At 44.9% G+C, this 23,305-nt stretch carries 19 protein-coding genes and 1 tRNA gene; 5 read left to right on the top strand and 15 right to left on the bottom strand.

Annotation, left to right across the window (positions count from 1 at the left end):
• Positions 1-8: 8 nt before the first annotated feature.
• The 4 genes from ftsY to plsX all read right to left on the bottom strand — a co-directional run bounded on the left by ftsY (position 9) and on the right by plsX (position 6,332).
• Entirely contained in the window at positions 9-950 is a 942-nt protein-coding gene (gene ftsY / locus ABHC48_RS03520; protein ID WP_173717145.1) for a signal recognition particle-docking protein FtsY, read from the bottom strand.
• A 14-nt stretch (positions 951-964) separates the two neighbouring features.
• Positions 965-4,525, bottom strand: coding sequence for a chromosome segregation protein SMC (gene smc, locus ABHC48_RS03515; RefSeq protein ID WP_195699237.1), 3,561 nt, complete (start codon positions 4,523-4,525; stop codon positions 965-967).
• A gap of 18 nt (positions 4,526-4,543) precedes the next feature.
• The gene (gene rnc, locus ABHC48_RS03510) at positions 4,544-5,227 is read right to left on the bottom strand and encodes a ribonuclease III (protein WP_118578867.1); all 684 of its coding nucleotides are present in this window, start codon (positions 5,225-5,227) and stop codon (positions 4,544-4,546) included.
• 79 nt (positions 5,228-5,306) lie between these two features.
• Positions 5,307-6,332: a phosphate acyltransferase PlsX gene (gene plsX, locus ABHC48_RS03505; protein ID WP_118578869.1), complete on the bottom strand. Its 1,026-nt coding sequence runs from the start codon at positions 6,330-6,332 to the stop codon at positions 5,307-5,309.
• Between the two features lie 261 nt (positions 6,333-6,593).
• Between plsX and ABHC48_RS03500 the strand changes: the two genes are divergently transcribed.
• Positions 6,594-6,690, top strand: a tRNA-Sec gene (locus tag ABHC48_RS03500).
• Positions 6,691-6,723: 33 nt separating this feature from the next.
• On the opposite strand, the gene selB is transcribed toward ABHC48_RS03500, so the two are convergent.
• From selB to ABHC48_RS03485, 3 genes are all read right to left on the bottom strand, one after another.
• Positions 6,724-8,364 (bottom strand): selenocysteine-specific translation elongation factor, encoded by a 1,641-nt coding sequence (gene selB / locus ABHC48_RS03495; RefSeq protein ID WP_195699238.1) that lies wholly within the window; start codon positions 8,362-8,364, stop codon positions 6,724-6,726.
• Between the two features lie 129 nt (positions 8,365-8,493).
• Complete coding sequence (glmS, locus tag ABHC48_RS03490) at positions 8,494-10,332, bottom strand: glutamine--fructose-6-phosphate transaminase (isomerizing) (RefSeq protein ID WP_195477889.1); 1,839 nt, start codon at positions 10,330-10,332, stop codon at positions 8,494-8,496.
• A gap of 24 nt (positions 10,333-10,356) precedes the next feature.
• Positions 10,357-11,739, bottom strand: coding sequence for an exopolysaccharide biosynthesis polyprenyl glycosylphosphotransferase (locus ABHC48_RS03485; RefSeq protein ID WP_173717140.1), 1,383 nt, complete (start codon positions 11,737-11,739; stop codon positions 10,357-10,359).
• A gap of 715 nt (positions 11,740-12,454) precedes the next feature.
• Between ABHC48_RS03485 and ABHC48_RS03480 the strand changes: the two genes are divergently transcribed.
• From ABHC48_RS03480 to ABHC48_RS03465, 4 genes are all read left to right on the top strand, one after another.
• Positions 12,455-13,465, top strand: a complete 1,011-nt coding sequence (locus ABHC48_RS03480) for an LCP family protein (RefSeq protein ID WP_195477890.1) — start codon at positions 12,455-12,457, stop codon at positions 13,463-13,465.
• A 75-nt stretch (positions 13,466-13,540) separates the two neighbouring features.
• The gene (locus ABHC48_RS03475; RefSeq protein ID WP_173717718.1) at positions 13,541-14,290 is read left to right on the top strand and encodes a Wzz/FepE/Etk N-terminal domain-containing protein; all 750 of its coding nucleotides are present in this window, start codon (positions 13,541-13,543) and stop codon (positions 14,288-14,290) included.
• Positions 14,290-15,057, top strand: coding sequence for a CpsD/CapB family tyrosine-protein kinase (locus ABHC48_RS03470; protein ID WP_173717717.1), 768 nt, complete (start codon positions 14,290-14,292; stop codon positions 15,055-15,057). Before ABHC48_RS03475 ends, ABHC48_RS03470 begins: the two co-directional genes overlap by 1 nt.
• 123 nt (positions 15,058-15,180) lie before the next feature.
• Positions 15,181-15,774, top strand: coding sequence for a hypothetical protein (locus tag ABHC48_RS03465; protein WP_173717137.1), 594 nt, complete (start codon positions 15,181-15,183; stop codon positions 15,772-15,774).
• A gap of 85 nt (positions 15,775-15,859) precedes the next feature.
• On the opposite strand, the gene ABHC48_RS03460 is transcribed toward ABHC48_RS03465, so the two are convergent.
• The 8 genes from ABHC48_RS03460 to glmS (ABHC48_RS03425) form a co-directional block, all read right to left on the bottom strand.
• A complete protein-coding gene (locus ABHC48_RS03460; RefSeq protein WP_195699239.1) occupies positions 15,860-16,237 on the bottom strand; it encodes a hypothetical protein in 378 nt (125 codons plus the stop codon).
• Positions 16,238-16,395: 158 nt separating this feature from the next.
• A complete protein-coding gene (locus ABHC48_RS03455; protein WP_195699240.1) occupies positions 16,396-16,581 on the bottom strand; it encodes a hypothetical protein in 186 nt (61 codons plus the stop codon).
• A 238-nt stretch (positions 16,582-16,819) separates the two neighbouring features.
• Positions 16,820-18,106, bottom strand: coding sequence for an AAA family ATPase (locus tag ABHC48_RS03450; protein ID WP_334285535.1), 1,287 nt, complete (start codon positions 18,104-18,106; stop codon positions 16,820-16,822).
• Between the two features lie 137 nt (positions 18,107-18,243).
• Positions 18,244-19,245: an Rpn family recombination-promoting nuclease/putative transposase gene (locus ABHC48_RS03445; RefSeq protein WP_148463702.1), complete on the bottom strand. Its 1,002-nt coding sequence runs from the start codon at positions 19,243-19,245 to the stop codon at positions 18,244-18,246.
• A 174-nt stretch (positions 19,246-19,419) separates the two neighbouring features.
• Entirely contained in the window at positions 19,420-19,653 is a 234-nt protein-coding gene (locus ABHC48_RS03440) for a hypothetical protein (protein ID WP_195699241.1), read from the bottom strand.
• 129 nt (positions 19,654-19,782) lie between these two features.
• On the bottom strand, positions 19,783-20,475 hold the full coding sequence (locus ABHC48_RS03435) for a hypothetical protein (protein WP_148463701.1): 693 nt from the start codon (positions 20,473-20,475) through the stop codon (positions 19,783-19,785).
• A 214-nt stretch (positions 20,476-20,689) separates the two neighbouring features.
• Entirely contained in the window at positions 20,690-22,078 is a 1,389-nt protein-coding gene (gene glmM / locus ABHC48_RS03430) for a phosphoglucosamine mutase (RefSeq protein ID WP_148463700.1), read from the bottom strand.
• A gap of 81 nt (positions 22,079-22,159) precedes the next feature.
• The coding region (gene glmS, locus ABHC48_RS03425; protein WP_195699242.1) for a glutamine--fructose-6-phosphate transaminase (isomerizing) at positions 22,160-23,305 on the bottom strand (1,146 nt) is incomplete at its 5' end.

The raw sequence follows: 23,305 nt of genomic DNA, 5'->3' as shown, positions 1-23,305 counted from the left end.
CTGTGGGGTTAGTTTTCATCCGGACGAATATCAAACAACGCATCCACAAAAGAATTTGCATCGAATTTCTGTAAATCGTCAATGCTCTCACCAACGCCGATATATTTCACCGGAATATCAAGCTCAGACTGGATTGCCACCGCAATACCACCCTTGGCTGTACCATCAAGCTTGGTAAGAATGATACCGGTTACATTCGCCACCTCTGCAAACTGTCTTGCCTGCACAAGTGCGTTCTGTCCTGTCGTTCCATCCAGAACCACCAGAGTTTCCAGATACGCTTCCGGATATTCCTTCTCCAGAATGCGGTAAATCTTGCGAAGCTCTTCCATAAGATTCTTCTTATTATGAAGTCTTCCTGCGGTATCACAGATCAGAACGTCTGCATTGCGGGCCTTGGCTGCTGCCACTGCATCATAGACAACTGATGCCGGGTCTGCTCCATCCTGACCGCCAATGATCTCCACTCCTGCCCGGTTCGCCCACTGGGTCAGCTGTTCCCCTGCCGCTGCACGGAAAGTATCCGCAGCACCAAGAATAACCTTTTTGCCCTGGTCCTTCAGCTTGCCAGCAAGTTTTCCAACGGAAGTTGTTTTTCCAACACCATTGACACCAATCACAAGAATAACGGATTTACGGTTTTCAAACTCGTACTCTGTGCTGTCTACCGTCATCTGCTCCTTGATGGTATCAATAAGAAGCTGCTTGCACTCCTTGGGATCCCTGATATTCCGGATCTCCACCTGGTCTTTTAATTTGTCCAGAATGGCTGTGGTGGCATTGATTCCAATGTCACCCATGATCAGGATTTCTTCCAGTTCCTCATAAAAATCATCATCTATTGTTGAATAGCCGGTGAAAAGAGAATCAAATCCTGCCACGATGTTGTCTCTTGTTTTTGTCAGGCCACTGACAAGTCTTTTAAAAAAGCCTTTCTTTTCCTCTGCCATTTCCTCTCCTCCTTTTACTGCGTAAGCTGGTTTTCCACAAGATCAACGGAAACCAGCGTGGAGACGCCTTTCTCCTGCATGGTAATACCATAAAGTCTGTCTGCGGCATTCATAGTACCACGCCTGTGTGTTATTATAATGAATTGAGTGTTCTTCGTCAACTTCTGAAGATAGCCTGCGAAACGACCTACATTCGAATCGTCAAGTGCCGCCTCGATCTCATCAAGAAGACAGAATGGCGACGGCTTCAGATTCTGGATTGCAAACAAAAGTGCGATTGCAGTAAGTGCCTTCTCACCACCGGAAAGCTGCATCATATTCTGAAGCTTTTTGCCCGGCGGCTGGGAAATAATGCGAATTCCTGCTTCCAGAATGTCCACGTCTTCCTCAAGCTCCAGAGTGCCCTTACCGCCTCCAAACAATTCCTTGAAAGCCTTGTCAAACTCTCTCTGGATATCCTGGAATTTCTCCGTAAACTGTTTACGCATTCCCTCATCCAGTTCCTGGATAATGTTCTCCAGCTGTGCCTCTGCGGTTTTCAGATCCTCATACTGTCCGGAAAGGAAAGCATGACGTTCTGAAATCTCCTTATATTCCTCAATTGCATTTACATTAACGTTACCAAGCTTACGGATTTCATCCTTCACCTGGGCAATTTCTTTCTTCATGGCTTTCAGATCGTTCAGCTCTTCTTTTTTGTACTGAAGGGCATTGTTCGGGGTGATCTCATACTCATTCCACATATAGGAAATCTGAGATTCCCTGTGCTCTTCCAGCTTCTCGATCTGACTTTTCAGACGGTAACACTCTTTGTCCAGAAGTGAAATCCTACCGGACAGCTGATCCCGCTTCTCAAAAAATGCCTTATGGCTGGCATTTTTTTCATCCTTCACACTCTGCCAGCTCTCCATCTGAGCCTTCGCCTTGGTTTCATCCTCTTCCAAAGTCCGGATTACTGCCTCCAGGTTCTCTACAGACTGGCGCTTTCTCTCATTCTCTTCGCCGCCAAGCTCCAGCGTTTCATGAATATCTGCTTCCTCCTGGCGAAGAGCTTCCATCTCATGGGTCAGACGGCCCAGAGTCTCTGCTGCGAAGCTTTCTTTCTGCTGGGCTGTACTTGCTTCCAGACGAAGAGCCTCCAGTTTCCTGGAAACCTCCTGCTCCTCAGCCCTCCAGGTCTCTAATTCTTCCTGTTTATTCTGGATAAAAGTCTCCAGTTCTTTCTCATCCTGCTCAGAAGCCTTCAATTCTTCGGCAATCTTGCTGTGATCAGCCTCTGCCTCCTCGATCTGACGGCGGATTTCCATCTGCTCTCTCTGAATCTCTCCGTAGCCAGCCTGGATTTCCTTTGTCTTGGCTTCTACCTGGTTAATGTTCATCTTCGCCGTGTTCTGGGCAACATACTGCTGACGCAGTTTTTCCTGCAGATCTGCAATGGTGTCACGCATAACATTGCGCTTGCTTCGATTATCATTAATAGCAGTCTGCATGTCATCCATGTCTTTTCGAAGAGCCTTCACACTGGATTCCAGTTCTTCGATCTCACGGCGGCGGCCAAGAAGGTTGCTGTTATTCTTAAAAGAACCGCCTGACATAGAACCGCCCGGACTGAAGGATTCACCCTCCACAGTTACCATGCGAAGACTGTGCCGGTACTTTCGCGCAATGGCAATGGCATTGTCAATGTGATCCACCACAAGCACACGACCCAGAAGATAAGTAGCAAGTCCAACATACTCCGGACCTGTAGTTACCAGTTCACTGGCAAGCCCGATCACTCCCGGCTCCTGCAGCGCATCCCTCTGGGTAAAACCACTTCTGGTATTGATACTGTTAAGCGGAAGGAACGTAGCACGGCCGAAACGGTTTTTCTTCAGAAATTCAATCATGTGCTTGGCAGTCTGTTCATTGTCTGTGACAATGTTCTGAATACTTCCGCCAAGAGCCGTCTCAATGGCGATCTCATACTCCTTATTTACCTGGATCAGATCTGCTACAACACCCTTAATTCCCGGTACTCGGTCCTTCTGTTCCATTACACGGCGGATACTGTTTCCGTATCCGTCATAGCGCTCTGTAATATTTTTCAAAGATTCCAGCCTGGAAGCCTCACGGTGATATGCGCTCTGGCCGATTTCCATCTGGCCGTTCTGTTTCTTTAATTCATCTGTAATTTTATGTACTTCATTATCCAGGCGCTGACACTCTGCATTCATGTCCTGGATAAGTGTGGTAATTCCCTGAAACTTCTCCTTTGCCCTCTCCAGCTCACTCTGCTGCTGGGCTTCCTCTGTTTTCAAATGAAGCTGTCTCTGACTGATTCCCGCTTTACGGATATCGATCTGCTCCATCATGGTATCGAAACGCTGGGCTTTTCCTTTGGTAGTGGCACGGGTATTGAGAAGCTCGATAATCTCGTTCTTGCCATTCTCCACTGCCTGGGAGCACTCTTCGATCTGTGCCTGAATATTGGAAATCCGGTCCTCTTCTGCCTCCTGGCGCTTCCTTGCTTCCAGAAGAGCTGCATGGAGCTGGGATTTCTCCGCCTCCTGCCTCTCCAGAGACTCCTGGCGTTCCTTCAGATCCGCCTCAATGGACTGCAGACGGCTCTTGTAATGTTCTTCACTCTGCACTCCGGACAAAATCTGTTCCCGAAGTACCTTGGTCTCGCCATCCAGCTGCTGCCTGCGGATTGCCTTATTCTGCGTCTCTTCACGCAGCTGATCCATCTGGGAATTCAACTGTTCCAGTTCCTCTTCCAGACGATCATATTCCACTTTCGTCTGCTCGTAGGCCTTCTGATTCTCCTCCAGCTCCTCAGCAGCCCGGGTATTCTTGGTATCCAGCTCTTTTAATTCACGGCTGGTCTCCTCGTTTTCCAGAAGAAAACTGTTCACATCCAGTTCCCGCAAAGTGTCTCTTTTGGCAAGATAAATTCTGGCTGTCTCGGACTGGCGCTCCAAAGGGCCCAATTGTCTGGTAAGCTCACTTAAAATATCGGTAACACGCACCAGGTTCGCCTGCTCGTCCTGCAGCTTCTTAATGGTAGTTGCCTTTCTTCGCTTAAACTTTACGATTCCGGCAGCTTCGTCAAAAAGCTCACGGCGCTCTTCCGGCTTACCACTTAAGATCTTATCGATCTGTCCCTGCCCGATGATGGAATAGCCCTCTTTCCCAATACCGGTATCGTAAAACATCTCATTAATATCCTTCAGACGACAGGCACTTCCATTAATAAGATATTCACTTTCACCGGAGCGGTAAAGTCTTCGGGTAACCGTAACCTCATTAAAATCAACCGGAAGCTTGTGATCGCTGTTATCCAGAGTAATGGCAACAGAAGCAAAGCTAAGGGGCTTTCTGGTCTCCGTGCCGGAAAAAATAACGTCCTGCATGTTTCCGCCTCGAAGCTGCTTGGCACTCTGTTCTCCAAGAACCCAGCGGACCGCATCACCTACGTTGCTTTTCCCACTGCCGTTGGGACCAACGATTCCCGTAATTCCATTATGAAATTCGAAATTGATTTTCTGTGCAAAGGACTTAAACCCGTGCACTTCAATATTTTTTAAATACATGTATTCGAATCCTTGTTATTATTTTCTCATCTTCCGGATTGCCTGGTAAGCAGCTTCCTGTTCGGCAGCTTTCTTGGTATGTCCTACTCCGGTACCCATCACATGACCGCTGACAAGCACATCCACGGTAAAGCTTTTATTGTGATCCGGGCCTTCTTCTTTTATCAGATGGTACTCCACAAGATGGGTTCCCTTCTCCTGTACGATTTCCTGCAGGATGGTCTTGCTATCATAAAAGAGCTGTTTATTCTCAAGATCGTTCAGAATGAATTTCAGAACAAACTCCTTTGCGCTAGCAAAACCACCGTCCAGATAGATAGCTCCAAGCAGAGCCTCTGTTGCATCGGAAACAATAGAGTCACGGTTTCTTCCACCGGTCATATCCTCACCTTTTCCAAGGAGCAGATACTGCGGCAGTCCGAAATCTCTTGCACAATAAGCAAGACTGGGTTCGCAAACCAGGCTGGCTCTCTTCTTGGTCAATTCGCCCTCTGGAATCTGGGTGAATTTCTTATAAAGAAAATCACTGCTGATCAGCTCCAGAACTGCATCTCCAAGAAACTCCAGACGCTCGTTGCAGCCTGCCTTACCAAGCTTCTTCTCGTTGGCATAAGAACTATGTGTCAGTGCAAGGATCAGAAGGTTTCTGTTCCTGAACTCATAACCGATCCGGTTCTCCAATGCTTTTAACTTTTTTTCCATGATAAACTTCCTTCCCTCTGACTAGCTGGCAGACCCCCGGCAGGTCTTTGCCGAAGAGTCTGCTGCAATGCATGGATGATCATGCTTTTTCTGGTGTCTCTTCCACCATATGGGCAGCGATTTTCTCATTGATCTTCTGCTGTCTGAACTGAACACACTGAAAAATAGCGTGACGAATCTCAACCGCCCTGGCACTGCCGTGTGTCTTCACAACCAGTCCCTTAAGACCCAGAAGAGGGGCTCCGCCGTACTCACTTGCATCAAATGCCTTCATAGTTTCTTTGACGGCCGGTTTCACCAGAAGAGCTCCAACCTTGCTGCGGGTGTCTTTCATAAGGCCGGTTTTAAGCATCTTCATAAAGGTACTTCCAAGTCCTTCATAAAGCTTCAGGATCACGTTCCCGACAAAAGCCTCGCAGACAATCACATCTGCATAACCAGCTGGAATATCCCTTGCTTCAATACTTCCAATAAAATTGATCCCCGGGCATTCCTTCAAAAGAGGGAACGTCTCTTTCACAAGGGCATTTCCCTTCTCCTCCTCTGCACCAATGTTTACAATGGCTACACGAGGGTTCTTGATTCCAACCACGTCTTCCATATAGATGGAACCCATCTTCGCAAACTGTACCAGATGCTCTGGTCTGGCATCTACGTTCGCACCGCAGTCAATAAGAAGTGACACACCATTCTGGGTAGGAATCAAGGGTGCCAGCGGCGGACGCTGTACTCCTTTGCTTCTTCCTACGATCACCTGACCACCTACTAAAATAGCGCCTGAGCTTCCAGAGGAAACAAATGCTTCTGCTTCCTGCTTCTTCACAAGATTCAGTCCTACCACAATGGAAGAATCTTTCTTCTTACGGATTGCCAGAACCGGAGGCTCTGCTGTCTCGATCACCTCTGTGGTATTCACGATCTGGATTCTTTCCTTGGGGTAATTCTGAAATTTACTCAGCTCTTTCTCAATTACATCCTGCCTGCCGGTAAGGATCACATCAATGTCTTCCCTCTCGGCAACAGCCTCTACAGCTGCTTTCACTGGTTCTGCCGGAGCGTTGTCTCCGCCCATGGCATCTACTACAACTCTAACTGTCTCTGCCATATTTTTCTCCTCTTCGGATATTCTTCAATACTGTAATCTGGTAATGTGAAAACATCCATTATAAACGGGATACGCAAAACACAGCCCTGTTCAACAGCTCCGCCATACCAGAGCATGTTTGAAAAAGGCTACAAGGTACACTATCCCGAATAATACTATTCTACTTTATCTGCCCCCTCTTAGTCAATAGGGAATCAAAGAAAGGTTTCGGACCCAAAGACTGTGGTTGACGAAGCTTCCAATCTCCGCTATACTCTCACTGGGAGCAGATAGGTGCCGGTGTGCCTCCTGGTCTTCAAAACCAGTGTGGGGCGCTAATCCCGTCCCGGATGGGTTCGATTCCCATATGTTCCCGCCAAAAAACGTACCCAGCTTTCCACTCTTACTCTTCTCATTGAGACCGGTCTGCCTGCTGTAAGTTTCGTTTTAATACTCTTCCTCCATTTTCCATAACTGTAATCCGCTCTCTGTCAAACCCCTCCAGCAGTATGATCGCACATTTACGAGATATTCCCAGACGGTCACGAAATTCTCCAGTCTGGATCATACCCTTTTCTTTAAATAACTGATATACCATATCCAGGGCTTTCTGCCGTATTTCCCGGTGCATATAATGCTTCTCGTCAAACCGTACAAGAACACCGTCCCGCACCATGGCAAAAAACACTTCTGAAAAATCCCGCTCGCCGGAAAATCCTTTCTTCACTTCATCTGTCAGCGGAGGCATAAAGCCCGATTTCAGATATAATTCCTGCAGCTGCAGAAAGACAGAATTCCCACACATTTCTTCTGTTATTTTTCCTGCAGCATGTGCTTTTTTTCTTTCCTTTCCGGTACATGCGTAACGAACGGCAGCATCTGCATTCTGTCCTTTTTTCCTTTTTACCCCATTGGGATTCAGCACAACACCACCACCGATGGTTTCTACCGGCGAATAAAATCTTATAACAAAATGATCCCCTGCTTTCATTGCCGTCACCTGCTCCATCCGAAGCTGGACTATGGCCTCTTCACCGGGCTTCAGCACTGCTCTGTCAAACAGGATTATTTTACACACCAGTTCTGCTGCCCCATGATAAAGATGAACACGGGTACCGCTTTTTAAAGTACGCTGTCCTGACTTCAACAGCTGCAGCCGTACATCTGCAATCATGGTACCTTCCATACTTCCTGCTGCTGCCAGAATTTCTCCCCGGGAGATATGCTCTTTTCCAATTCCCGGAAGGTTCACTGCCACCCGCTGTCCCGGAGCAGCTTCGGATACTTCCTGACCATGCACCTGAATCCCTCGGATTTTTACCCTTTCAGCTCTGGGATAAAGCATAGCGTCATAATTCAAGCCTAAACTGCCATCAAGCAGCGTCCCGGTCACTACAGTTCCAAAACCCTTTAAAGAAAATACACGATCTATGGGCAGGCGAAACGCAGATGCTTTCGTACCCATTCTGCCTGTGCAGCTGTCACTTTCATTTCGGGAAAGATTCTGATTTCCCGTGGTTTTTCCGGCTGTGCACAGTTTCCACAACACCCTGCGCAGTTCCTCAATCCCACGCCCATCCACAGCACTGGTCACTACCACATCCGCATTTTCCAGAAACGTTCCCTCTGCAAATTCCCTGATTTCCTGGTCAAGTCCCTTTTTCCATTCCAGGTCACCTTTGGTGAGTACAATCACACCCTGTTGAATACCAAGCAGGGAAAGTATTGCCAGATGTTCCCTGGTCTGAGGCATTACTCCCTCATCCGCTGCGATCACTACCATGGCAATGTCAATTCCGCCAGCTCCGGCTAGCATATTCTTTATAAATTTTTCATGACCTGGCACGTCAATAATCCCTGCTTCCCTACCATCCGGAAATTTCAGAAACGCAAAACCATTTTCAATTGTAATCCCCCGCCTTTTTTCCTCTGCCAGGCGATCCGTATCCGTGCCTGTCAGCGCCTTGACCAGCCAGGTCTTACCATGATCAATATGTCCGGCAGTACCTATGATTCTGTGCCTTTTTTCTTCCATATCTTTTTCATGCCCCATTTTGTTCGAACAATCCCACTATTTCGCTTTCAAATAAACAGCGCGAAGAAACCACTTCTCCGCGCCATGTTTATAACAATATTGTCTTTTTTCTGTTGTTCAAAAATATAATTCAGCAATTTAATAACATTATTCTACAGTAACAGATTTCGCCAGGTTTCTCGGCTTGTCCACATCCAGGCCCTTCGCTACGCTGACATAATATCCCATCAACTGCAGCGGAACAATTGCAAGGCTGGTTGTGAAATACTTCTCCGTCTTGGGAACATATACGGAGAAATCAGCGGTATCCTCAATACTGTAATTGCCATAGCTGGTCAGTCCCATCAGATAAGCACCACGGCTCTTTACCTCAACCATATTGCTCAGTGTCTTCTCAAAAAGATCCTTCTGGGTCATCACACCGATCACCAGAGTACCATCCTCTACAAGGCTGATCGTTCCGTGCTTCAGCTCCCCTGCTGCGTAAGCCTCAGAATGAATGTAACTGATTTCCTTCATCTTCAGGCTTCCTTCCATGCTGATGGCATAGTCAATTCCTCGTCCGATGAAGAAAATATCATGGGCATTTGCATACTTGCTTGCAAACCACTGGATACGCTCCTTATCATCCAGAACACGGCTGATCTTGTCCGGCAGGGTCTCCATCTCGGCAAGCAGACGGGTCACTTTCCCCTCCTCAAGCTTTCCCTGGACAAAAGCGCTCTGGATAGCCAGCAGATACATGGCGATCAGCTGGGTGCTGTAAGCCTTGGTGGTGGCAACCGAAATCTCAGGTCCCGCATAAGTATATAACGTATAATCACTCTCTCTTGCAATACTGGAGCCTACAACATTGACTACGCTAAGTACCGGAACATTTCTATCTCTGGCAAGACGAAGAGCAGCCAGGCTGTCTGCGGTCTCTCCAGACTGGGAAATAATAACCACCATGGAATCCTCCACAAGGATCGGATCACGGTAACGGAACTCAGAAGCCACATCCACCTCAACCGGGATCTTCGCCATGGATTCGATCACATATTTGCCAACCATGCCAACATGGTAAGCAGAACCACAGGCAATGATATAGATTCGCTTAAGAGAAGCCAGCTTCTCATCTGTAAGCCCTGTCTCAGAAAAATCAATGTGTCCATCTTTTACATAAGCGCCAATGGTGTCCTGAACAGCCTTCGGCTGCTCATGGATCTCTTTCAGCATAAAGTGCTCATAGCCGCCCTTCTCAGCAGCAGCTGCATCCCACTGGATCTCCACAACGTCTTTCTCAATCTCTTCACGGTCGATATTATAGAAATGGATCTCATCACGGGAAAGCTCCGCAATTTCAAGATTGCCGATATAATAAACCCTTCTGGTCTGATCCAGGATCGCAGGAACATCAGAAGCAATAAGACTTCCGTTCTCGCTCTTTCCAATGATCAGCGGACTGTCCTTGCGGGCTGCAAACAGTTTACCCGGATAGTCCTTGAAAATAGCACCAAAAGCATAAGAACCGCGGATACGGAGCATTGCTCTGGAGATTGCTTCCAACGGGGTTCCGGTTTTCTTATAGTAGTAATCTACCAGCTTCACAGCCACTTCTGTATCTGTCTGAGAATAGAACGTATAACCGGAACGAAGAAGCTTCGCCTTCAGTTCCTGATAATTCTCGATAATTCCATTATGAACAAGTACTACGGACTTATCATCTGTACAATGAGGATGGGCATTTATCTCAGAAGGCTCTCCATGAGTCGCCCAGCGGGTATGACCGATGCCGCAGGTACCCGGTACGGCTGAGCCGCCGTCTGTCTTCTCGATCAGAGTTTTCAGACGCCCTTTCGCCTTTACGATTGCGATCTTATCAGCTGCCTCGTTTCGAACTGCGATACCGGCTGAATCATAGCCTCTGTACTCCAGCTTGGAAAGGCCTGTCAGCAAAATCGGTGCCGCCTGTTCATCTCCTACATAACCAACAATTCCACACATAAAATTTCCTCCTCAGTCTCAGTCTTAATCATTCTCCTCGTTTTTCTCCTGGCCGGCTGTCTTCTGCCATGCCTCAACCCCTTCTGTATTTTCCTTCTGGAAAAGGATTTTGAAGGTAAGCATCAGAAGCTTCAGATCCAGCTTCAGAGAATAGGTCTCAATATAGGTGAGATCCAGTTTCAGCTTATCATAAGGTGTCGTGTTGTATTTACCATAAACCTGGGCATAACCGGTAAGTCCGGCCTTCACTTTCAGGCGGTAATCAAATTCAGGAATCCTCTCACTATACAGTGCAGCAATCTCCGGCCGCTCCGGTCTTGGGCCTACCAGAGACATATCACCTTTCAGGATATTAAAAATCTGTGGCAGCTCATCGAAATGGATCCGGCGGATAAGCTTCCCGACCGGTGTGATCCTGTCATCCTCTTTCTTCGCCAGCTGGGCACCCTTCACTTCAGAGTCCATTTTCATGCTTCTGAATTTCAAGATCATAAAGATCTGCTTATCCTTCGTAAGACGCGGCTGCTTATAAAAAACAGGACCGCCATCATAAAGCTTAATAGCAAGTGCGATCAGAATCATAAACGGAGATGCGATCACCAGCCCTGCCAGGGAAAATATAATATCCACAATTCTTTTGAAAAACAGCTGCTCTGCTGTCAGACGCAGGTTTCTGGAAAGAAGAAGCGTGGTATCAAATAAATGAATATCGTCTGCATTCCGGAGCATAATATCAGAAAGCTTCGGAATAGAATAACAGCGGATATCCTTCTCAAAGCAGTATTTCAGAAGAAGATTTCGTTCGTGGGACGGAATATCCCCGATCACAACTGCTTTATATCCGTTGATCTTCTCCTTGATCACGTCAAGGCCAAGGGAAAGGGATGCCATCTCTTTAATGGCATATTTATCCTCTCTGGTCTCAAACTTATTCCTTAAATCTCCCGGATTACGTCCGCCATAAATCATCAGCATCTGTCTGGGCGGATACAGTCTGGTGTACACATAACGCATACCAACCACCCATATGACAACGATCACCAGGTCAATCCCCGTCATAGCCAGCATAGGTGTCAGATGCTCTCCCAGACGCCAGCGGCCGATCAGGCACAGTTGTAAATAGGTAATAAAATTCACGCAGCACACAGACAGGATCTGGGAATAGATTACTTCAAATACCCGCAGATAACCCACCTTAAAACCACCGTAAATTTTGTAAAAGAAGTATATCATCAGCACATACAAACCAATGACAACCTGATTACCTCTGTCAAAGCGTCTGCCGATGACCTCCTTGTGGGCATAAAATTTATACCAGATATAGGCGAAAAGCAATGTTTCAATAGCGATGATCACCGCAGACGCCAAAAACATGATCAGTCTCTTATATCGTTCGCGATTTTCCATTTTTTCCTCCAGTAAATTTCCTCTGAAATCTATACGTTGTATAAGTATAGCACAAAAAATCCCAGAGGAAAACGATTTTTTTCGTCACCTTATTTTGCCCAAAAATGACAGAGCAGGTTGATATCCAGACCAAACCGTGATAAAATCAGTACATATTGTGGTAAAGCAATATAATGAAATGAGTGTCAAAAGGTCTTTTGACACTCATTTGATACCCGGATTGCTACGCAGCTACGCTGCTCCCGCAATCCTCCAAATATTCGAAATCCGCTGATTTACTGCGTAAATCGCTACTTTCTCATATTTGGCGTGTCCCAAGCTCAAAAGCCTTATCGTGCAAGCACGAACAGCTTTTTGACCTTTTGACACTGGTATCATATAATATTTATACAATATGATATTTTATAATGTGAAGTAAATAACAGATTCTAAGTTTTGTCAATATGTAATTTTCAGAGTGATGGTTTACAGGTACTGTTCCGTTACTGTTCACAGGGAATGTTCCGCGAGGTGTTTTTTGTGAGCAAGGCTCACAGAAAACCCGAGAATTGCGGCGCGAAATCATGCAAAAGCATGATTTCTGTGCATCGCGGAGCGTGTTGCTGTGAACGGAGTGAACAGTAACACTGTTCACTGGTAATGTTCTGCAAGATATTTTGGGGAGCATTACCAATGAACAGCTGCGAAGTATACCTCGGTCTGCAGAAAGGAATCAATGCGTCATAATCAAATTTCCAGACAGAATAAAAATAAAAAAATAAAATATCTCGCCATAGGACTTGCCGCCGGCGTTCTTGGCATAGGCTCAGCTGCAGGTGTTCTCACTTCTGCCAACAGCCATGCTGTGACCCGGAGCGCATCCTCTTCCACACAGGATACTGACCAGATTACTTATAAAGGTGTTACCTATGTTCCGAAAGGGAATCTTGAGACTTACCTTTTCGCCGGAATTGATTCTCCGGATAAGGTAACCAAGATCAAGGAATACGACGGCACCGGTCAGTGTGATGTGCTGCTTGTGCTTGTCCGCGACAGAAGCACAGACACCTGCAAGTTTCTCACCATCGACCGGAACACCATGACTCCGGTGAAGAGCCTTGCAGATGACGGCTCTTACATAGATACCACAGAATGCCAGATTTCCCTGGCACACGCCATGAGCCTGGATCATGAGACCCGTGCAGAGAATACTGTGGATGCAGTTTCCACGCTCCTTGGCGGTCACAAGATCGACGGCTTTGCAATGGTAAACATGAGCGCCATTGAAGTGGTAAATGATATGGTTGGCGGTGTCACCGTCACCATCGAGGATGATTTCCCGGACAGTGACACACTGATCAAGGGACAGACCGTAACTCTGCACGGTAAGGACGCTGAGCGCTTCATCCGTGAGCGCAAGACCGTTGCCGACGGACTGAACGAGAACCGGATGAGCCGTCAGGCCCAGTACGAGGAAGCTTTCAAGCCTGTTTTCCAGGCGAAATGCAGTGAAGATAAGACGTTCCCGCTGGATCTTTATCATGCACTTGAGGACTACATGACTACCAACATCAGTGCCAAGAAGTTTTCCCGTCTTGCCCTTCTTCTTTCCGATGAGAAAGAGGAGGAGAAAGTATCCATAGAAGGAACTGCCGACTTCGACGAGGATGGCTGGCAGACTTTCACTCCTGATCCGAACAGCCTTCAGGAAGCGATCCTTTCGCTTTTTTATAAGGAAAAGAAATAATTTTCCTGTTAGAAAATAAATCGTAGAAGAGAAGATTCTAAACAGCTACAATAAACAAAATTAAGGAGACCCGACATGAACGAAGAACTCACAAACGACGAGGTGGAAATCGACCTTGTGGATCTAGGCAACGTCTTGTTAGACAAATGGCGTTATCTGCTGATCAGTCTTATTGCAGGCGCTGTACTTCTGGGTGCGTATTCCCTTTTCTTTATCGCACCTACCTATGAATCCACAGCCAAGCTTTACGTAGTATCTGCCTCAGACGATTCTGTAGTCAATTTAAGTGACCTGAATCTTGGTACTTCCCTGACTGCAGACTATGAACAGCTGATGCTCAGCTATCCGGTACTAAACCGTGTTATTGACCGTCTGAATCTGGATTCTACATCCGATGAACTGGCTAAAGCTTTTTCACTGAACAACCCAAGCGATACCCGTATTCTGGAGATCACCGCTACTTCTACCGATCCGCAGATGGCTATGGATCTGGCTGAAACTATGGCTGAGGAAGCCATTGATTATCTCCCAGATACCATGAGCACACTTGCTCCGAATCTGGCACAGCCTGCCAAACTTCCTGAGAGTAAAGTGGCTCCAAGCTATACCAAGTTCACCATAATCGGTGCCCTGCTTGGACTTCTCATCTGTGCAGCATTCTTTATTGTAAAATATCTGATGGATGACACCATTCATACTGCAGATGATATGGAAAAATATTTTGGGCTGGTACCTCTTACCACTATCCCTGACAGCGATCAGGTAATCGATCTGGATGAGGAGCAGCACCGCAGACGCGGCAGAAAGAGAGGTCGTACGAAATAATGAACCAGCTTAATGTAAACCTTCCGGAGCTGCCCTATGCAGTTTCCGAAGCGATGAACCGACTTCGTATTAATATTAAATTCTGCGGTAAAAATACCCGCAAGATCCTTTTGACCAGCTGCCAGCCTAATGAAGGTAAGAGTACCATTTCCTCCTACCTGTGGAAAATGCTTGCAGAAGCAGGATTTCCTACTGTTCTGGTAGACGTTGACCTTCGTAAATCCGTTATGAAAACACGTTTTCAGATGGACTACGACGATGACACTACTATGGGACTGAACCACTATCTTTCCGGTATGGCAGAATATGAGGACGTTATATACAGTACCAATATTCCAAACGGCTATATGGTTCCGTGTACACAGCTCCTTGAGAATCCTTCCGCTCTTCTGGAAGATGTTCGTTTCAAAGAGCTTCTGAATACCCTTTCAGAGAATTATCGTTTTGTTATTATAGATTCCCCGCCGCTTGGCAGTGTATCAGATGGAGCGCTTATCGCTTCTCTGTGCGACGGCGCAGTTCTGGTTGTACGTGCTGGTACCACACCGCGTACTCTGATCAAGCAGTCTCTTTATGAGATCCAGCAGTCTGGCTGCAAGCTCCTCGGTACAGTTCTGAACCGTGCCGATGTAAAGGGACGTGCTTATGGCAAGTATGGCTATGGAAAATACGGTTATGGTTATGGATACGGCTATGGTTATGAGCCTAAGGATAAAAAAAACAGCTCTGACTCCGCTGCTGCAGATAAGAATTCTACCGGAAAATAACCGTTTGTACTATTTTTACCGGCTGTGAACTTTATTCACAGTAATCCAACTTCCGGATAAACGGGTCTGCGTGGGGAGACCGTTTATTAAATACATTAAATTAAGAAATAGAGGGTGTTACCAATGAAATCATTCAAAAAAGTAGCTGTGACTATCCTGGCTGCAGTAATGATGCTTCTCATCAGCACTACTGTTTTTGCAGCAGATTCACCTGTAAAAACATCTTTCAATGCTTCTCTTACCAAGAAAACTGTAACTTACACTGGTAAGAAACAGCAGCCAAAGGTTGTAGTTAAGAATGAAGCTGGAAAAACAATCAAAGCTAAATACTACACAGTAAAAGTTAAAACATGTAAGAATGCCGGAACATACAAAGTTACCATCATCGGTAAAGGAAAATATGCCGGATATACACAGACTCTTACTTACAAGATCAAAGCTAAAACTCAGAAGGTTACCTTAAAGTCTACTGACAAGTATACTGTAAAGGCTTCTGCAGTTAAGAAGAGCAGCAAGACTCTTAAGAAAGCTATCAAAGTAACTAAGAAAACTGGTAAAATTTCTTACACAACAAACAACTCCAAGATCAAAGTTAACAAAAACGGTAAGATCGTAGTTGCTAAGGGAACCAAGAAAGGTACCTATCAGGTAAAAGTTACTGTTAAAGCTAAAAACTACAAGACAGTAAACAAATATATCACCGTTACAGTTAAATAATCCTGGTGTATAATAAAAAACAGCTCTCTGACCACGCAGGGAGCTGTTTTTTCATTGTTACTGATTTTCGCCTCACATATTATCCTCAGCTCAGGCGGCTGACCTTCTGACGATACTCTTCCAGGTCGCCTTCATCAATATAACCGATACTTAACAAATATAAATTAAGCGCTTTTGTAAAATCCACCGTAGCTTCGGCGCCGTTTAAAGCAAAATCCAGATCTATAATCTTCTTCTCATCTTCCTCCGTGCAGTCTACAATCTGAAATTGAACAGAGCATTGCTCTATGTCATAATTCATCGCAAGCAATATTTCCTTATCACCTTTGCAAACAGACAATTCAATTTCACGTTCCACCACCTGTTTCAAATCCAGTCCATAATTCAATATACCGCTATTTTTTACATATTTGATATCATCGGCCTGTAAAATCAGCTGAAGTACGTCCTGTATTGTTTTCATCGTTTTCTCTCACATCTTTCCTTTATTTTCGCAGCTGTTTGCTGCTTCAAATTTCTATGCTCATAATAGCACGGAAACAGGAGCTTCACAAGTTTTATCTGTCTGTTTTTATCTAAAAATTTCGAGATTTTTTGCTCTGTATTTGTCACATTCCAGATTTACTGTGCAGGTACTGCATCCGTTACAACAACCATAGCTGGCGGCCACCCTATGTCTACAGTAACATCAATAACTATACCGTCAGAAATATCCTTATATTCCGCCAGTATAAAATCAATTGCATTTTGTTCATCGTTTTCTTTGGGTCTATTTTTCAGCATAGCATTAAATGTATTTTTCATCATAGTTTCTCCTCGCTATGTTTACTTGAAATCCTCTAACTCCGATAATGATAAAATACTGTAAATCCAGGAATTTTAATATTTCTGAAATTTCTCAATCACACACTCATGCAGTTTCGTCTTCTTATCGTAATTAATACCTGCCAGCAGCAAATCCCCATGATAATCTTTTAGCACCTCACTATACTGCTGTCTCTTAATCTGGGCAATTGCTCCGGAAGCATTTTTATTCCATTTAAGTTCAATTATGGCTGCAGGTTTGTCCAGATGAAGCTTTCTGATGCACTTTATCGATTCCCTTTGCCACTGTATCACTGTCCATTCTCCACAAAGCTTCCAGCAGCTTTCTAGAATTTTCTACAGAGTCAATAACCTCAGGCCACTCCATAGTGCTGATTGCATTTATATATTCCTGAGATACTTCTTTATTGGGAATATAGACAGTTTTATCCGGCCAATGATAGCTCAAATAGCCAAGGTGGACCAGAAGGGTCAATACATCATCTTTTCCCTGAAAAGTCGCCATATCATTCGAAAAAGTTCCCGTGTTAATCTGTACCTTATCGCCTCCAAGCATTTTTATGACAGAATCTTTTAGGCCATCATAATTCAATCTAATATAAGTTTTAAGTGCTTCATAGGTTTCTGTCTGATTCCAGTAATTATCAAACACCCCACTGAGCATTGCATCCACTACAGATTTCGGGCTATACATGGAATAAATCTTTTTCTGATTCTCTTCTACTGTTATCAGTTCGTAGCCATCATACCAGGCCTTTGTTTCCTCAAAGCTTCTCTTGTACCGGGCACACAACATTTTTACTTCATCTTCTGTAAAACCAAAGAATTCAGCCATCTCACGGGGATTTGTCATAGAATACTCTGTGAACATATTCAAAGCGGAATGAGAACCATATTTTTTTATGGGCAAAATTCCTGTCATATATGCCAGCGCAACATAATCCTGATCCTTCAGCCACACTCTCAAAAAATCAAGATACTTCTTCTGTGCCTCTCTATCCTTCTTGTATTCCCGGAAAAGACAATCCCACTCATCGATCAAAATCACAAAAGGGCATTTTGTTTTTGCAAAAATATCCTTCATCACCTGTATCAAATCTTCAGAATCCCGAAAGTGCAGATTTCCATAAGCATCTAACAAATCAAACAGTAAATACCGCTTCAATCGTCCCAGCATCTCATCTACACTGTTGGTAACGCTCAGGAATTCCTGCATATTGATTTTGATAACATCATATTGGTTTAAATGGTCTCTATATGTGATTGCTCTGCTGATCCGCAAACCGCCAAACAAATCATCGCTATTTTCTTCTTTCTCATAATATGAAGCAAGCATATTAGCCGCCATAGACTTTCCAAATCGTCTCGGGCGGCTGACACATACATATCTCTGCTCTGTACAGATCAATTCATTTGTTCTGGCTATCAATTCACTCTTATCCACATAAATCTTGGACCTCAGACTATTGCGAAAAGAAGCACTTCCAGGATTCAGATAACTTCCCATATTACACACACTCCTGATAAAAAGTTCCACAGTATCAATTGCTTTTGCTTGAAATAATGATACCATGGAACTGCAAAAAAATCTATAAAATATGTGCTTTTAAACCATTAGCGTATACGTCTCGTTTTTATATCTTTTTAATCAATTCCATACTCTTCCAAAAGTTTCTGGCGAAAAGCAGAATCGTCAAGGGCACGCTTTAGGTCGTCGATGCGGTTATCGCACAACAGGAATTTGGTAAGTTTCTGTTCACGCTCCAAAGCCTCTTTTCCTTCCGCCAGCCCAGCAGCACGTCCCTCTGCCAATCCAGCGATTCGCCCCTTTTCCTCAATCCCTTGAATCGCTTTACAAACATTCACCTTTTCTTCCTCAACTTCTTTTTCAATCTTCATTCCAGTCATCTCCTCCATTACACGAACAGCCTTCCTGTCCATAGTTTCAAATGCAGTATTCTCCTCCACAAGCTGGCTCAGCTTCTCCGTATCTTTTGAATACTTAATAAACTGCATTACCTCACGAAAATTAGAAGTAAAAAGCTCCAACTCCTCTTCACTCATCTCCCCTGGTGCAATCAGATTAATCCGATAGTCAGGAACCAATGACAATATGCTTTCGTCCTGTACAATTAACATCTCATGCAGCGACCTGGGTGCATCCCAACTATCAGCCCCGAAATACACTACTACTGTTATAATTGGAAGCAGCCTGTCTTCTCTGTAAAAGCCTGAAAGAAACTCTGCGGAATCTGGTTTCTTCTCTTTAGGATCTTTCTCCTTCCGCGCTTTTTTATGAGAAGCCTCTACTTTCTGCACCTGCGCTGCATATTCCAGCGAATCGTAAACCATATTTTTCACTGGCATTGCATAATGAACATTGGACTGGTTCTCCACTCCCAGAAGCAGATACACCGCATTTTCATCTTCCATAGCACACAGGATTTTAAACACATCTCTGTATTTCTGATATGGCACCTCCGCCCCGTCAGCTCCATATGGAATAATTACATTCGCCGTATCCAGTTCCTTCAAATTCTTAGGGTCAATGACCTTTTCTCCTTTGTAAATCATATGGTTGAACACGTCCGCAAAAACTTCTGTGTCCTCCATGTACTCTTTTGTGATGATATCCTTTCTTCCCATGGATTTCACCACCTTCTATGATTTGTTTTTCAGAAGAGCTTATGTAGGTTTGAAACTCTTATGATGTATATAGGATAGCATACTGTTTCCTTTTCTGGAAGGAAAATATATTGGAAAAGTATGAAATTTATTTAATAAGTTTTTTAGAAAACTTTTAGGAATTTCACTCTGCATTTATGGGGACAGACCCCTTTTGTTCTGATCACGCTTTCCTTTTTGCGTATCTGGGGGAACTGCAAGCAGGGCTTTCATATCTTTATCCTGAATGATCTGTTTTTCTTTTTTTGCTTCCTTTATAAAGGGTACATGAGATGCAGATAACGCTATCGACTGAAGAAAAATATCCATATTAGCCGCATACCACAAATAAGCCCGCAGTGTTGCAAGAGAAATGGTCTCCTCATCCATTTTCTTCCCGTTTCCGTTGATCAGCTTGATCGCATACTCACAATGTAATAATCTCTTCTAACGGCGTCTTCTGGAATGCCAATATATCCAGCTGTTATACTACAAAGATCTCGAAAATCCTCTTCATTCTCATGCAGTCTCATATATTTCCTCCATGGTTGGAATTGCATAAACAGACATTGATGATAAAAATTGTTTTAATGAGTTATTAACATTTAGATACTCCAAAAAGGATTCCAAAAAAGCAATTGTTGCCTTTTTATATTTCATATGCTCCAGGACATAGACCGCAGCTTTATCAGAATAAGACTGTGCAAACTTCTCCATATAAGTAATCAGCGCTTTTTTGTTTACATCTTCTATCTTAGAATAATTTTGAAGAATCTCCAGAGTTTCAATTACTGCTACGCGCTCTTCATTCAGATCACAAGAGATATTTTTTACAACCACATTCTGAATTGTTTTCCTTTTCCCTGGCACATGATTTGAAAAAACTTCCGTCTGCTTACTTATTTGTGTAGTAAGTCCTTTCTCGTTATACAGTTTATAGCCTACAACCAATCCCTTCTGATTCCCAATGTAATGAGTAACAATATCCTGCTCTCTGATCGGAACAATTCCAAATCTGGATTTCTTCGGCTTATAATATAACCCTTTAGTCAAATGGACAAGTGAACCACTTTGGCAGAAGCGTTCAAGTGTTTTATAAAATGCTGCTTCTGTCATGTCATCTGCCAAGAAAGTATATATACGGCTTGCTTCAATTACAGTATTCTCTTTAATATTGCAAAGAAACAATTCTATCCGCTCTCTACTATTCATCACTCCTGCTCCTTCTAATTATTTTATTTAAATAATAAACAGACATAGATCGAATGTCAAGTAGATTTTGTTTTTACTCGACATTCAGATGCTGCAAACTTATAACAATTTAATCGCTAAATATTCTATACGAAATTATTATATTATAACTTATCTTATACACACCACCACCGCCCGGCACACGCCAGGCGGCAACATCCACGGCATCCAGCCCTTATCCGGCCACATACCCATTTTCTTTAATTACATTCACAACCATATCCACATACTTCTGGCAGATTTCTTCACTCTCCGCTTCCACCATAACACGTACAACCGGCTCTGTTCCGGACTCACGGACGAGAATTCTTCCGGTATCGCCCAGTTCCTCAGTAACCTTCTTCACAGCTGCCTGCACATCTGCGTCATCTTGCGCTGCCTTCTTGTCGGTCACTCTCACATTGGTGAGCACCTGGGGATAAACGGTGAAGCCTTCTGAAAGTTCGCTGAGCTTTTTCTTTCTAGCCATCATAACTTCCATAATCTTCAGACTGGTAAGGATTCCGTCCCCAGTGCTGGCGTATTTGCTGAAAATAATATGTCCGCTCTGCTCACCGCCGATACGGCAGCCGTTTTTCATCATGTACTCATATACATATTTGTCTCCCACGGCTGTTTTCGCGTAGTCGATTCCAAGCTCATCAAAGGCCTTGTACAGACCGAAGTTGGACATGACGGTGGTGACAACGGTGTTAGTCAGCAGCTTGCCGCGCTCTTTCATGTACTTTCCGTAGATGTAGAGAATGTGGTCGCCAGTAATCACATTGCCCTTCTCGTCCACGCAGAGACAGCGGTCTGCATCGCCGTCATAGGCAAAACCAACGTCCATTCCGTTCTCCACCACGTATTTCTGCAGTCCCCCGATATGGGTAGAACCGGCATTGTTGTTGATGTTGGTGCCATCCGGCTGGGCATTGATCACGTAGGTTTTGGCACCGAGAGCGTCAAAAACAGCCTTGGCAATGTTCCAGGAGCTTCCGTTGGCACAGTCCAGCGCCACCTTCACGCCGCGGAAGGAATAGACACCCAGAGAGATCAGATAACCTATGTAACGGTTTCTTCCGGAAACATAGTCTACTGTACAGCCGATTTTTTCCTTCTTTGCAAAAGGAATCTCCTCCCATTTCTGCCCGAAGACTTCCAGATTTCCATCCAGATAGGCTTCCACAAGGGAAATGGTCTCCTCGTCCATCTTCTCCCCGTTTCCGTTGATCAACTTGATTCCATTGTCAAAATATGGATTGTGGCTTGCGGAGATCATAATACCGCAGTCAAATTCATCCACTCTTGCCACATAAGCCACAGAAGGTGTGGTCGTGACATGGAGAAGATATGCATCCGCACCGGAAGCCACCAGTCCGCCAACCAGTGTATACTCGAACATATAGCTGGAACGGCGGGTATCCTTTCCTATTATGATACGCGCCGGCGTGTCGTCACCGTTCCGGCGTTTCAGTTCTCCGTAATACCAGCCGAGAAAACGGCCTACTTTATATGCATGATCTGCTGTCAGGTTTTCGTTTGCCTCTCCACGGAAGCCATCTGTACCAAAATATTTTCCCATTTTTATAACCTCATCCTGTTGTTTTTCCCCCGAAAAACATCTGCCGTTTCTGCTCACCGCACTCATAAGACTGCTGCAAATTTACTCTACTGTAACGCTCTTTGCTAGATTTCTCGGCTTATCCACGTCAAGTCCCTTTGCCACGCTGACGTAATATCCCATAAGCTGTAACGGAATCACCGCAAGGCTTGTGGCAAAGCACTCCTCTATCTTTGGAACATAAACGGTAAAGGAAGCAGTATCTTCAATATTATAATTTCCATAGGTAGTCAGCCCCATGAGATAAGCTCCGCGGCTTTTGCACTCTACCATATTGGAAATAGTTTTCTCATAAAGCTCAGACTGGGTGAGCACTCCGATCACAAGAGTGCCATCCTCAATGAGACTGATAGTGCCATGCTTCAGCTCTCCTGCAGCATAAGCCTCAGAATGGATGTAACTGATCTCTTTCATTTTCAGGCTGCCTTCCAGGCTGATGGCATAATCAAGTCCACGTCCGATGAAAAACACATCCCTGGCATTGGCCTGTTTGGCAGCAAACCACTGGATCCGCTCCTTGTCGTCCAGGATCTTCTGGATTTGCTCAGGAAGACACTGAAGCTGGGAGATAAGATCCTGATAGCGTCCCTGGGAAATACATCCCCGCACCAGTGCAAACTGAACGGCAAAGCAATAGCCGGCGATCAGCTGGGTGCTGTAGGCTTTCGTTGTGGCAACTGCAATCTCCGGACCGGCAAGGGTATAAAATACATTATCTGCTTCCCGGGCAATGGAGCTTCCCACCACATTGACAATTCCAAGGGTTTTCAGCCCCTTCTTTTTCGCAAGACGGAGGGCTGCAAGGCTGTCTGCCGTCTCGCCGGACTGGCTGATCACGATCACCAGACCGTTGGGATCCAGAGGCATGCTGCGGTAACGGAACTCAGATGCCAGATCCACACGTACCGGCAGCTGCGCCAGATCCTCCAGCACATACTGGCATGCCACACCTACATGATAGGCAGAACCACATGCCACAATATATATCTGGGAAAAAGACTGAAGCTCTTCCTCAGTAAGTCCCACAGAAGACAAGTCGATAGCCCCATCCTTTAATACGGAATTCAACGTATCCTGAACGGCTTTTGGCTGCTCATGGATTTCCTTCAGCATGAAATGCTCGTAGCCTGCTTTTTCAGCTGCTTCTGCATCCCATTTGATCTGCGTTGGCTTTTTCTCAATCTCATC

This window comes from Ruminococcus sp. 1001136sp1 (genome assembly GCF_039841815.1).
Taxonomy (GTDB): domain Bacteria; phylum Bacillota; class Clostridia; order Lachnospirales; family Lachnospiraceae; genus Blautia_A; species Blautia_A faecis.
Note: the sequence above shows the minus strand (reverse complement) of the source record. Positions and strands in the feature narration are given on the sequence as shown.